At 63.1% G+C, this 12,568-nt stretch carries 11 protein-coding genes; 3 read left to right on the top strand and 8 right to left on the bottom strand.

The window, feature by feature from the left end; all coding sequences use genetic code 11:
- Positions 1–442: 442 nt before the first annotated feature.
- Complete coding sequence (locus GL4_RS08080; protein ID WP_045366509.1) at positions 443–937, top strand: hypothetical protein; 495 nt, start codon at positions 443–445, stop codon at positions 935–937.
- Between the two features lie 9 nt (positions 938–946).
- Here GL4_RS08080 and GL4_RS08075 read toward each other — a convergent pair whose 3' ends face one another.
- Together GL4_RS08075 and GL4_RS16695 are read right to left on the bottom strand one after the other, a co-directional pair.
- Complete coding sequence (locus GL4_RS08075) at positions 947–1,375, bottom strand: anti-sigma factor (RefSeq protein WP_045366508.1); 429 nt, start codon at positions 1,373–1,375, stop codon at positions 947–949.
- A complete protein-coding gene (locus tag GL4_RS16695; protein WP_052464246.1) occupies positions 1,372–1,938 on the bottom strand; it encodes a sigma factor-like helix-turn-helix DNA-binding protein in 567 nt (188 codons plus the stop codon). Before GL4_RS16695 ends, GL4_RS08075 begins: the two co-directional genes overlap by 4 nt.
- 176 nt (positions 1,939–2,114) lie before the next feature.
- Here GL4_RS16695 and GL4_RS16690 point away from each other — a divergent pair, with 176 nt between their 5' ends.
- Entirely contained in the window at positions 2,115–3,167 is a 1,053-nt protein-coding gene (locus tag GL4_RS16690) for a class I SAM-dependent methyltransferase (RefSeq protein WP_052464244.1), read from the top strand.
- Positions 3,168–3,199: 32 nt separating this feature from the next.
- On the opposite strand, the gene GL4_RS08060 is transcribed toward GL4_RS16690, so the two are convergent.
- From GL4_RS08060 to GL4_RS08050, 3 genes are all read right to left on the bottom strand, one after another.
- Positions 3,200–4,228 carry an NAD(P)/FAD-dependent oxidoreductase gene (locus GL4_RS08060; RefSeq protein ID WP_045366506.1) on the bottom strand — a complete coding sequence of 343 codons (1,029 nt, stop codon included), beginning with the start codon at positions 4,226–4,228 and terminating at the stop codon, positions 3,200–3,202.
- A gap of 6 nt (positions 4,229–4,234) precedes the next feature.
- The gene (locus GL4_RS08055; protein WP_045366504.1) at positions 4,235–4,555 is read right to left on the bottom strand and encodes a 2Fe-2S iron-sulfur cluster-binding protein; all 321 of its coding nucleotides are present in this window, start codon (positions 4,553–4,555) and stop codon (positions 4,235–4,237) included.
- A 176-nt stretch (positions 4,556–4,731) separates the two neighbouring features.
- A complete protein-coding gene (locus GL4_RS08050) occupies positions 4,732–5,133 on the bottom strand; it encodes an Hpt domain-containing protein (RefSeq protein WP_052464243.1) in 402 nt (133 codons plus the stop codon).
- 443 nt (positions 5,134–5,576) lie between these two features.
- Between GL4_RS08050 and GL4_RS08040 the strand changes: the two genes are divergently transcribed.
- Positions 5,577–9,575: a hypothetical protein gene (locus tag GL4_RS08040; RefSeq protein WP_052464241.1), complete on the top strand. Its 3,999-nt coding sequence runs from the start codon at positions 5,577–5,579 to the stop codon at positions 9,573–9,575.
- Positions 9,576–9,735: 160 nt separating this feature from the next.
- Here the strand turns inward: GL4_RS08040 and GL4_RS08035 are convergent, their stop codons facing one another.
- From GL4_RS08035 to GL4_RS08025, 3 genes are read right to left on the bottom strand one after another with little or no spacing between them, the layout of a single operon-like run.
- Positions 9,736–10,554: an MlaD family protein gene (locus GL4_RS08035; RefSeq protein ID WP_082025566.1), complete on the bottom strand. Its 819-nt coding sequence runs from the start codon at positions 10,552–10,554 to the stop codon at positions 9,736–9,738.
- Positions 10,555–10,584: 30 nt separating this feature from the next.
- Positions 10,585–11,385 (bottom strand): ABC transporter ATP-binding protein, encoded by an 801-nt coding sequence (locus tag GL4_RS08030; RefSeq protein ID WP_172653254.1) that lies wholly within the window; start codon positions 11,383–11,385, stop codon positions 10,585–10,587.
- Positions 11,382–12,560, bottom strand: a complete 1,179-nt coding sequence (locus GL4_RS08025; RefSeq protein ID WP_052464239.1) for an ABC transporter permease — start codon at positions 12,558–12,560, stop codon at positions 11,382–11,384. The genes GL4_RS08030 and GL4_RS08025 overlap by 4 nt, the downstream gene beginning before the upstream one ends.
- Positions 12,561–12,568: the final 8 nt, after the last annotated feature.

Raw genomic sequence — 12,568 nt, 5'->3', positions numbered from 1 at the left:
TAGGGCAAGGCAAGCCCGAGGTCATCCATGCCCTGGGTGGCTGAAGGCGGAGGGAAAAGTAGACGCGAAATTCTACGGTCTGGCGGTGTCACCGCAGTACCGTGTGGTGGAACTGGCAGGGAATTTCGCGCCACTGATCCCACCGCTGTCAGGCTTCTAGCTTGGCCAGAGCGGAAGCCGCGTCGTAGCAACGCGACGGAAAATAAGGGCCGTGGTCAGGTCGCGGCGCCGGCTCTCGGGAGCCCACTCGTGGGAGACCTTGTAGCCTAAACCGTGGCCAAGGGGCCGAAAGGTCCCGCGGCGCCGACCAGACGTCCCGAACGGGCGGGTGGTTCGACATCGCAACAGGGAGGCGGGGCCGACAAAGCTCCGCCTTTCCTTGTTTCTGCGGTCTGTTTCCCCCCTTTAGCTGCCGGCACCGCGCCGATAAGATCGCGCCGTCATGCAATCGAAGCTCTCCATCCGGCCCTGCCACTTCGCCGCGACCGCCATCGCGATCACTTTTCTTGTCGCGCTCGCGGGCTGCGGCACGATGAGTTCGCTCGGTGGCGGCGGCAGCAATACCAAAAAGGCGGGTGACGATAACACCGTTGGCGGACTTTGGAGCGGCGGGCGTTCGGCGGTTGACGGATTTCCCGGTTTCACGAAAAGACCCGATCCCAACGACCGTCCGACCCGGGTCGGCTGGCTCTCGGCGCGCGCCTCCCATTGCGGGTTCGTGTTCGATCCGGCGCAACTGCGGGCGCGCTACTTCGCGTTCGAACAGTCCTACGGGGCCGACACGAGGCGGATGCAAGAGATCCAACGTGCTTACGACTATTCCCTCGAGTCCACCGCCGAACGCGCCAAGCAGGACGCCAATTACTGCACGCGCGAACGGGTCGACGAAATTCGCCCTGAGCTGAACCGGTATCTCGCCGGCAATTTCCAAACATAGTCGGGGGCGCTAAGGCGCGGCGGAGGGTTCGGGAGCGACATCGAGTTCGACCTGAGGCGCGGCACCTGCGCCGGAGTCCGATCCGGCGCCGGGAGCAGAACCCATGCCGGGTTCGGCCAGCGGCCACCCGTAGCCAAGCATCGCAAGAGCCAGCGCGATCACCAGGCCGGCAGAGGCCGCAGCTATCTTGAAGGTCCGCCAGGGCACCCAGAACCCGTCTTCCTGCGGTGGCGCTGCCACCCCGGAAATCTCGGCCTCTTCGCCGGCTAGGATTGCCTCGAAGGCCGCTTCGAGCCGCGCATGGGCGTGTTTTAGCGCCGTGACGCGCGCGTCCAATACATCGTCCTGTTCCAGAACCTTATCGATGGCGCGGGTTTGCTTCCGCGCCAGTTGACCATCCACATACGCCACCAAGAGTTCGTCTGAGAGTTCAGTCATGGTGAAGCTCTGTGTCCCTCGGGATATAAGGTTTCGACAATCGCGGCGGCCTGCGCCGGCGGCCGATCGCTCAGCCGGTCCGCCAGTGACGTACTCATACGGATGAGACGCGCGGCGATCATCTCGGACGACACGTCGAGGATCCGTCCTGCATCCTCGTGTTCAAACCCCTCGCCATAGACGAGAAGAAGCGTCAGACGCTGCTGCGGCGGCAACCCAACAAGAAAATCGATCACGGGCTCGTCGCGAAAGCCCGCTTCATCCTCCTCAAGGTCGAACAAGGCGCCGAACGCCACATCGTCGATCTTGGCCTGGGCCATCGGGTCGGATTCGCCGCTCAGTTCGTAGCGCCACTGACGATAGAGCTCGCTAAAGGCCCACACATCGAGCGCCGTGCCACGCTGATAGCGGTGTTGCTCGGCCAGCATGTAGAGCAGCGCCCGCTGCAACAGACCCCGGCCCGCGTCGCGCCCGCCCGCGAGCACATCGGCGAAGCGCTGCAGCCTCGGAAGCATCGCCACAAGGCCCGGTCTCACGGAATCGTAGAAATCTTGTGCGTGCACGCCTTAATCCCCGCAGCTTGGGTCGATGCCGGCGAAACGCCGGAGTCTTCCCAGCGAATCAAGAGGATACCATATTTCTCTGGCAACTTGGACGGGCACCGTTAACCTAACCCCGTTAGGAATGCTTGCGTCGCATACCACTCTGCCCAATCTTTGCGCAGAAGGGGGATCTGTCGATGACGGCCATAACCCGCGGTTCACAACCGGCGGAAAGCACGATCGCCGCGTCTTCAAAAGACCGCGGCGCGACGCCTGCTGGCGATCCTGCGGCTGTCCACCCTTCGACCGTCGGTGCACGGACAAATGCGGATGTGTCTGCCTCGAGCAAGGTCGCCATCCGCGGGAGACTCGCAGAGCGCATGGCGCAGATCGCGAACAAGACGGCGACCCAGCCGCAAGCGCAACCTCCGACGCAGCCCCCTGCCCCGCAACATGCCACCGCAGTGGCCGCGCCCGCAACAGCCGCTCCCGCGCCTCAGCCGGCGCCTCAAGCCGCCAAGGTTAAGGCTGATAAGAAGCCTGCAAAGAAGGCACCGCCGACAGGTTCTTGGCTGGACAGGCTGAAGGCCGAGCACCAGTCGCTCGTCCGCAAACTGCACGAACGCGTGCTCGATGCATCACGGGAGCAATTGTTCTTCGTGCCGACAAAAGATCCCGAAGCGCTGTCCACGCTGACGATCGACAGTCCCAACCGGGGGTTCGGGCACGATTACCGGCCTGTCCCCTGCCAGGTCTTCGACTGGGCGCTGGCGCTCGTGCCCGAAGATCTGTCCGAGTTCACCTTCGTGGATTATGGCGCCGGCAAGGGGCGCGCCATGCTCCTGGCGGCGGAGCATCCGTTTGCCGCCGTCGCCGGTGTCGAATTCGCCGCCGAACTCCACGACAACGCGGAGATGAACATCGCTCAGTATCCCCGTTCCAGCATGCGCTGCCGGAATGTCGAATGCGTTCTTGCGGATGCGGTGGAGGTGGGACCGCCCGACGGCGCCTCTGTCCACTTCTTCTTCAACCCGTTCGCACGCGAAGTGTTCGCCGAGGTGCTCAACAACATCGTGATGGCGTATCGGATGACGCCGCGGCGGCTCTATCTCATCCTGGTCGACCCGATCGCGGCCGACCTGGTCGAGGCCAGCGGCGTCTTCGCACGCGTCGAGCCCTCGCAAATCGATGAGCTCAAGCTGAAGCTATTCAGCCCGCACACCGTCGCGGTCTACCGCTCCTTGGCATAGCGGTCGTTCTCCTTCCGACAGACGCGGCGGCGCTATTTGACGCCGAGCTTCTTCTGCAGGTTCGACGACGAGGTCGTGTACTGAAAGATGAGCTTCTTGTCGGGATAGATGATCCGATGAGCGGCCTGCGCCATGAGCGCCCCCTCGTGGAAGCCTGAAAGGATGAGTTTCAGCTTGCCCGGATAGGTGTTGATGTCGCCGATGGCGAAGATGCCCTTCTCGCTCGTCTCGAACTTCTCCGTGTCGACGGGAATGAGGTTCTCCTCGAGATTGAGCCCCCAGTTCGCCACCGGTCCGAGCTTCATGGTGAGACCGAAGAACGGCAGCATGACCTCGGCGGGATGTTCGAAGGTCTCTCCGTCCGACCCTTTGACAGTGACACCAGTGAGTTGACCGTTGTCGCCGTGTAGTTCGGTGACCTGTCCGAGCTTGAACGAGATGTCGCCGCCTTCCACCAACTCCAACATCTTCTGCACGGACGCGGGCGCGGCCCGAAACTCCGAACGCCGATGCAGCAGCGTGAGCGACTTGGCGACAGGCTGAAGGTTCAAGGTCCAGTCGAGCGCGGAATCGCCGCCGCCGACAATTAGGACGTCCTTGTCCTTGAACACATCCATCTTGCGGACGGAGTAGTAGACCGACGTACCCTCGTAGTTTTCGATGCCGGGAAGCGGCGGGCGCTTGGGCGTGAAAGATCCGCCGCCGGCGGCGATCACCACGACCTTGCTCTCGAACGTCGTGCCTGCGTCGGTCACGAGCCGGAATCCGTCGCCGGTCTTGTCGATCGAGTCGACTTGCTCGCTGAAGTGAAACTCAGGGCCGAAAGGCTCGATCTGCTCCATGAGCTGATCTGTGAGCTGCTGTCCCGTCACGACCGGGATGGCCGGAATGTCGTAAATCGGCTTTTCGGGATAGAGCTCCGCACACTGACCGCCGGCGCGATCGAGAATATCGATGACGTGACACTTCACGTCGAGCAAACCGAGCTCGAAAACGGCGAAGAGTCCAACCGGCCCCGCGCCGATAATGACCGCATCGGTTTTAATGACGTCAACTGACATAGTGCCTCAGAATTGTTTTTCTGGAATCCGAACCGTGAGCCCGTCGAGCTCTTCGGTCAGTCTAATCTGACAAGAAAGGCGGCTCGAAGGACGAACGTCGAACGCAAAGTCTAGCATGTCCTCTTCCATCGCCTCAGGCTCGCCCGTGGCCTCTCGCCACGCCTCTTCGACATACACGTGGCATGTCGCGCAGGAACAGGCGCCGCCGCACTCCGCCGCGATGCCCCGTACCGAATTCTTCACGGCGGCTTCCATCAAGGTCATGCCGGGTTCGGCTTCGACCGTGTTTTCGATTCCATCCGGTTGAATGAAGGTGACTTTGAGCATGGGGTGGGGAGACTTGAATACAGATTTGCATTTCGGACGTCGGGCCTTCGGTGTCGATGATCACTGTGCCCGGCTGAGTGCGCGATCCGGGATGTCCCTCCCGTTCTCGGCCCGTGCTCTATAGGGCAATTGACCTGATGGCGCCAGAGCCATGCGACAACAAGGCGTCGGACCTCTTAGGGGCCGCGATCCCCGACCAGGTTGGCCACGAAGGCCGTTGCTTCCTGGAGCGAGGTTTCCAGTTCGCCAATCTGCGCCGCTCGCACCTCGGGCGGAATATCCTCTCGCAGCGCCTCGATATACTCGGCCGCCCGTGCCATACGCCAGGCTCCAACGGCGCGGGCCGAGCCCTTGAGAGAGTGGGCGGCATGGCACCAGTCCTTATGCGACGTCGCCGCACGGAGCTGCTCCAGATACGTCACCGATTGTGTGCAAAAGAGCTCCAGGACCTCGCGCTCCAGCGCGGCGTCCCCCAGGGTATATCGCGCCAAATGGGCCATATCGACCGGTGCCTCGGGCCTTTCAGCGTCGGCATGTGTCTCCACCGTACCGACCCGCCGCGCTTGTTCTCCACCCATCGCTTCGCTCCGTAGGGATATCCCGCTCGAAATCCGGCTCTGCAACCGGACTTTGCTCCCGACTCGACGGGAAAACCAAACAGCGAGATGTTAAACTGTTGCACCGCAGCAACTGGTGTAGCCGTTACGCAACTATCCGTTGATCCGCCTAAGGATTACCCGGTGCCCGACTATAGGCGATTCGAAGCACTGGCCTAGAGAATTTTCTTTCTTTATAATGGGTTATTGGCCGTTAACCCAAGTAACCGATTCAGCTTTGTTTATTGCTAAGAATTCGTTAACGATGTTGGCATGAGGGGGAAAAAGCGTTGGGGACCTTCTGGTTAGATGAGGCCAGATGAGAGGCGGTCCTCCCCGGACGCGATGCGCTGCCAGTGGCGGTCTTTGTGTCGGACGGCAGAACTTCTCCTACTCTGAGTATCAAGTGGTGCGAGGAACGCGTAATGGCGCAGGAACAAGCGAAGTCGGCTCCGGAAAAGGAAACATCCGACGAGAAGGATCAGACCAAGGAGCCGCTTGAGGCAATGATGGGGGGCTCGTCCGACGACGATGTCGAGGACACGCCGACCCTGCCCCGTCGTTCTTCTTTGGCGGACCGGCTCAAGGCCGAGCAGCGCAGACGCGATGAGCCGCGCGGCGAAGTGGCTCGAAAGCGCGAAGAGCCGAAGGTCGAATTCAAGGAGCAGCCCAAGCCCCAGGCGAAGTCGCGGCCGCTCAAGTCACCGCAGGAGGACGCAGGCGCCGGCGACGCACCCGAAGGCGCAAGCACGGCCCCCTCGCCCAAGCATCTTGCGCGGACGCGCCGGCCGGCTGGCCCACCGCCCCAGCGCCGTCTGTCGGCTCCGGCCAATGACGACATCCCGTCCATCGGCGGTCTGATCTTTGCGCTGCAGCAGCGTCCGGCGCGCACGCCGTTTCTGATTGCCCTTGGCGCATCGGTGGCTTGGTTCATCCTGGGCGGCTTCTTCGCCTTTGGCGTGATCTCGGATGCCAGCAGCACGGCCAGCGCGGTTCTTTCGTCGACGGCCGCCATTCTGGTGCCGATTGTCATTTTCTGGTTCCTGGCCCTCCTCGTTTGGCGTGCCCAGGAATTGCGGCTCATGGCGTCCGCCATGACAGAGGTCGCCGTACGTCTGGCGGAACCCGACAAGCTTGCGGAACAGTCCGTTGCCTCCGTCGGCCAAACCATCCGCCGCCAGGTCGCGGCGATGAACGACGCCATCTCGCGCGCCATCGGCCGGGCTTCCGAACTCGAGGCCATGGTTCATAACGAGGTTGCCGCCCTAGAGCGGTCCTATGGCGAGAACGAGCTTCGTGTCCGGAACCTCATCAACGAACTGGCGACGGAGCGCGACGCGCTCACCAACAACAGCCAGCGCGTGAGCGAGGCCTTGAAGGGCGTCGGCGCCCAGATCTCCCGCGACATCGCCAATGCCAGCGGTTCGATCGACCAGCGGCTCTCCGAGCGCGGCACCCAGTTGACCGAGCTCCTTGTCGCGCGTTCCAACGAGGCCGCCGAGCAGGTTCATCTGGCACAGACGAAAATCTCCGAGCAGGTGCCCGGCCTCATCGAGCGCATGACCAAGGAACAGGGGCGCCTGACCAAGATCATCGACGCGGCCACCAAGAACCTGACATCCTTGGAAACCACCGTGACAGAGAAGACGACCCTTCTGGACAACACCATGAAGGATCGCACGGAAGCCCTTCAGACCTCGCTCGAAGAGCGCATCAAGGGCCTCGAGTCCACTGTCGCGGAGGGCGCCATCGTTCTCGACAAGACGATGACCGAGCGCACCGAGGCGTTGACCGCCGTCGTTGCCCAGAGCGCCGTGACGCTCGACAAGACATTGGGCGACCACACCGAAGCCTTCACCAATCTCGTGGCCGAGGGCGCCGTTGCCCTCGAAACGACGCTCGCGCAGAAGTCCGAGGCACTCTCCAAGACGCTGACGGATCACACCCAAGCCTTCACGAACGTGGCTGCAGAGAGCGCCGTCACGCTCGACAAGATGCTCACGGATCGGACCGACACACTGAATTCGGTTATCGCCGAGAGCGCCGTCACCCTCGATCAGTCGCTGAGCGAGCGCACCGCGGCCTTCACCAACGTGGTGGCCGAAAGCGCCGTGACCCTCGAGAAGACGCTTCAGGAGAAGACCGACGGCCTGACCAACATGGTCGCCGAGAGCGCGGTCACCTTCGAGAAGACGCTTGCCGATCGCACCGAGGCCCTCAACGCCACGGTCGCCGCCGGAACGGCCAAGCTCGGCGAGACGATCGCCCAGCAGACCGAGGCTCTTACCGGGCTTGTCGCCCAGGGCGCCGTTACCTTCGACCAGACGCTCCAGGAACGGACCGCCAGCCTGGCCGCTGCCGTGGAGGAGCAGACATCCAAGGTCGACAAGACCCTCGCGGATCGCACGGCGCAATTCACTTCCGCTGTCAATCAGGGCGCCATCGCGCTCGACAAGACGCTGGCGGAGCGTTCGGACACGTTCACCAAGCTCATTACCGGCCAGGCGGACGCCTTCACGCAGACGCTTCTCGACCGGGCGAAGGGCCTGGAAGCCTCGATCACCGAGCAGGCGCAATCGTTCGACAAGGTCATGAACGAGCGCGCCCAGTATGTGATCAACGCCCTCGCCGAGCGTTTGAAGGTCATCGAGACCACGTTTGGGCAGAACACGGCCGAGACGGACAAGATGCTCGGCGAGCATACGCGCATGGTGGGGCAGGTCTTCTCGACCCAGACCATGCAGCTCAACGAGGTCCTGGCGAACAATTCGCAGATGATGCAGCAGACCGCCGAGCAGGTCGGGGCGCAGTCCACTGAGGCTGTCAACATCCTGACCAACCAGACCGGCACGCTGCGTGAGGTCTCCCGCGGACTGCTCGACCAGATCCATGGTTTGACCCAGCGCTTCGAGAGCCAGGGCCAGGCGATCCTGACCGCTGCCAAGGCACTCGACTCCTCCAATGCCAAGATCGACTCAATCCTCGAGGGACGCCATCAGGCGATCATCTCCCTGCTCCACACGGTGAACACCAAGGCGCAGGAGCTGGATGGCATGATGCGGAACTACTCCGGCCTCATGGAAAACGCCCTCACCCAGGCAGAAGAACGGGCCAAGCAGATCACGACCTCCCTCGGCCACGAGACGGCCGGTCAGGTGCAGCAGACGCTCGCCCAGATCGAGAAGCTGCGCGAAGAGGCGCAGGCACACACCGCCCGCGCCGTTACCGACCTCAAGGGCAACTTCGAGACGGTCATCACCCAGGTTGGCCGCCAGTTGGAACAGATCCGCGGCCAGTTCGACAACACCTCACGTGGCATGCGCGAACAGGCGCAGAAGACCGCCGTCGATCTCGACTCGCTCCGCCAGAACATGCAGGCGCGTCTGGACAGCATGCCGGAACAGGCCGCGCAGGCGACCACGGCCATCCGCAAGGCGCTCAACGATCAGCTGCGTGAGATTGAGTCGATGACGCCGAACCTCACGCAAGCTGCATCGCAGGCCGCGGCCCAGGCCGCCACGGCGGCGGCGACGCAGGCCGCGAAGGAAGCTGCACGGCAGGCTGCCAAGGAAGCCGCGTCCATCGCCGCTTCCGAAGCTGCAAGCCAGGCTGCAAAGGATGCCGCGGCGCGCGCCGCATCCGATGCTGCGAACCAGGCGGCTCAATTGGCCGCAGCGCAGGCCGTGGTACAGGCCAGCCCGCAGACGCCTCAGTTCGCCGCAGGCTCGTTTGGGTCCGCACCGACACCGCCTGCGAGCGACCCGCTGACCGCAGCGCCTCTGACGCTCAATCCCGAGCCCTACCAGCAGCAGCCTGCTCCTCAGCAGCCTGCGCCCCAGCAGCCGGCACCGGCTCCCTACGCGCCTCGCGCCGAAGAGCCCCGCCCTGCCGCTGACGAGTACGGTCTGCCACCGATGCCACGCTTCGACGCCCATGGGCGTCAGGTGGCGGGCGGTCGTGAAGCGACCGATCTGGACCAGGCTGCAGGCGGCTTGCCGCCGCAGATGTCCGGTGGCCAGATGTCTGGCAACGGGCGCCAAGCTTGGGCCCCGGCGGAACCCGAGCCCCGTGGCGGCTATGCCTCGACGAGTGCCGGACAGCTCCGCATCGACGAACTCGCCCGCTCAATCGATATCCGGACCGCGACCGAGGTCTGGTATCGCATGCGCGCCGGCGAGCGGGGCGTGCTCGGACGGCACATCTACACCTATGACGGTCAGGCCACGTTCGATGAGATCTCGAACCGCTACGACCGTGACCCCGAGTTCCGCAACACGGTCGACCGGTATGTCGCCGACTTCGAGCGGTTGCTCGCCGAAGCCGAGCAGTCCGATCCGGCGGGCAACATGCTGCAGAACTACCTGACGTCCGAGACCGGGCGCGTCTATCTCCTGCTCGCACACGCGAGCGGCCGGCTGCGGTAGTCCCGCGCCACGGCAAGATTAGCGGAGGCGAACCACACCGGTCCGGCTCCCCCAAAGGAAACCCCCTCCTCCATATCCGGAGCGAGGGGGTTTTCTTTTGTCTTGCTGGCCTGCGTCCCTGACAGCTTCGCTCCCGGCTATGCGCTCGCCGGGCCTGTCGCTACCGGCGCTGAACGGTGCCTTGCCGCGAGCCCCCGAAGAGGAAGCTGGCGGGGTTGGCCTCGAATTTCTTGAGCACACGGTCCATGGTGGCCGCTGTCTGCCGGGCCTGCTGCATGGCGGCGCTGAAGTCCTGCATACCCTTCTTGGCCTCCAGGGTCAGCTCGTCCAGGTTCTTGTCGAGCTTGGCGCTGATCTGTTTGAAGTCCTCCGCGCCGGATCGCAAATCGACGATCGCCTGCTCGATCTCCTGGTTCTTGCCTTCCAGCATGGTCGTGAACCCGTCGACGTTCTTCATCGTGTTGTTGATCTCTTGCTCGTTCGCAGCGATCAACGCGTCCAGGCGCTTGATGAAGGCATTCGCCGTATTGAGCGCTGCAGGCGCCGCGTCGAAGATACCGGCACCGGCCATGGGCGCCGCCTCGATCGTCGGGATCGGATTCTCGTCGGTCGCCACAAGAAGCGGCGAGTCCGGCGACCCCGGCGAAATCTCAACGCCACTGCCGCCGGCCAGCCCCATGGACTTGATGGTCGCCAGCGAGTCCTCGCGGATCGGGGTGTTGTCGCTCACGCTGATCACCACACGGACTTTCCGTGCGTCCTGGGGATCGAGCGCGAAGGACTGGACCTCACCCACCTTGATGCCGTTGAACCCGACGCGGGATCCCGTTGTCAGCCCCGCGACCGAGCTATCGAAGATGATCTGATAACGATTGCCGCCGCCGGCGATGTTTGCGACCCAGAACACGAAGATGAAAATGAGCGCAAGCGCGCCTAGGATGAAGCCGCCGATCATCAAATAGTTGGCTCGAGTTTCCATTGGATCCTCTCAAAAAGAACCGGGCGCCGGTCAGCTGACCACCCGCCGCTCCTCGGTTGGGCTAGCGGCGCGCGCGCGTTCGCCACAGAAATACTCTTCAATCCACGGATGATCGGGCGTGCGTTGCAGCTCTTGGGGCGAGCCGGTCCGGACGATCTTCTTGTCCGCCAGAACCGCCACCCTGTCGCATACCGTGAAAATCGTATCAAGGTCGTGCGTGACCATATAGACCGTAAGCCCAAGTGTCTGTTGTAGCTTGCGAATAAGGTGATCGAACTCCGTGGCGCCAATCGGATCGAGACCAGCCGTGGGCTCGTCCAAAAACACGATCTCAGGATCGAGCGCGAGCGCACGGGCGAGACCTGCGCGCTTACGCATACCACCGGACAGCTCGGATGGGTACTTGTGCGCCGCCTCGGGCGGCAGACCCACCATCGATAGTTTCAGGAACGCGAGGTTGTCCATCATCGACTGCGACAGGTCCAGGTGCTCGCGCATCGGGACCTCGATGTTCTGCAATACCGTCAGAGAGGAGAACAACGCGCCGTCCTGAAAGAGAATGCCCCAGCGCCTTTCGATCTCGAGCCGCGCTTCGGGCGACAGCGTGTGCTCTTCCTGTCCGAACAGCGTGACGACGCCGTTGTCCGGTCGAACCAGACCCGTGATCACCCGCATCAACACGGACTTGCCCTGGCCAGAGCCACCGACGATGGCCAGGATTTCGCCCCGGTATACATCCAGATTGAGCGACTCCCAGATCTGATGCGTGCCGAAGCTCTTTGCGAGCCCGCGCACGCGGATCAGGATCTCGCGTCCGTCCTCGACGATCACTGGCCGATCCCCGCAAGGAACATGGCAAAGATGCCGTCGATGCAGATTACGAGGAAGATCGCCTTGACCACGGCGGAGGTCACGTGAACGCCGAGGGACTCGGCGCTGCCCTCGACACGCAAGCCCTCGAGGCATCCGACGAGTGCGATGATCACGGCCGCAAACGGCGCCTTGATCATGCCAACCATGAAATGCCGAAAACTGACGATCTCTTGCAGCTTGTCGACGTAGAGCGGCGGATCGAGCCCGAGCATGACCCAAGCCATGACGCCGCCGCCAGCGAGGGCGGCGATGTCTCCCATGAAAGTGAGGAGCGGCAGTGCCACGATGAGCGCGGCGACCCGTGGCAGGACGAGCGTGTCCATAGGATCGATGCCGAGCGTGCGCATGGCGTCGATCTCTTCGCGCATCTTCATGGAGCCGATCTCTGCGGTGAACGCCGAACCGGAACGGCCGGCCACCATGATCGACGTCAGAAGGATGCCCACCTCTCGTAGCGAAAGAATCGCGACCATGTTCACGGCCATGACCTCGGCGCCGAAGTAGGACAGTTGAACCACGCCCTGTTGCATGACCACCGCGCCGATGAGGAAGCAGATCAGAAAGATGATCGGCAAGGCGCGCAGGCCGGCGTGATCGAGATGATGGATGAAGGAGATCGGACGGAACCGCCAGGGCTCGCGAACCACACGAACAGCGGCAAATGTGACCTCGCCCAGAAAAGCAGTCAGGGCAACCGTGTCACGCCAGATGCTGGAGGCGCTGGTCTTCATCGTGTCGACGAACTGCTGGAACGGCGGCACCTCGTCGATCTCTGGCAGATCCGATTGCGCGCGGCGGTGAACTTCTTCGATGAGAATACGGAAGCTGTCCGTTGCGCCGGCGTATCGCGTCTTCAAACCTCCACGCCGCCAGGCGGCCGCGGTCCGCTGCAGCAGCCATGCACCGGACGTGTCGATCTCGGCGATGCCGGAGATATCCATTTCGCCCGTGAACTCAGATGACGGCGGGATCGGGACCTTGAGGCGCCGCAGTTCCTCGTCCAGAACCGCGGCTTCCGAGATTGTCCAGGCGCCGGTCGCAACCAGGCGGAACGTCGTGCCACGCAACTCGACCCGAAAGCCAGGGGCCTCGATCTCGGTCGAAAGGACGAATTGATTGTCACGCTTTAGCATGTAAGGGC

This window comes from Methyloceanibacter caenitepidi, assembly GCF_000828475.1.
Lineage (GTDB): Bacteria > Pseudomonadota > Alphaproteobacteria > Rhizobiales > Methyloligellaceae > Methyloceanibacter > Methyloceanibacter caenitepidi.
Note: the sequence above shows the minus strand (reverse complement) of the source record. Positions and strands in the feature narration are given on the sequence as shown.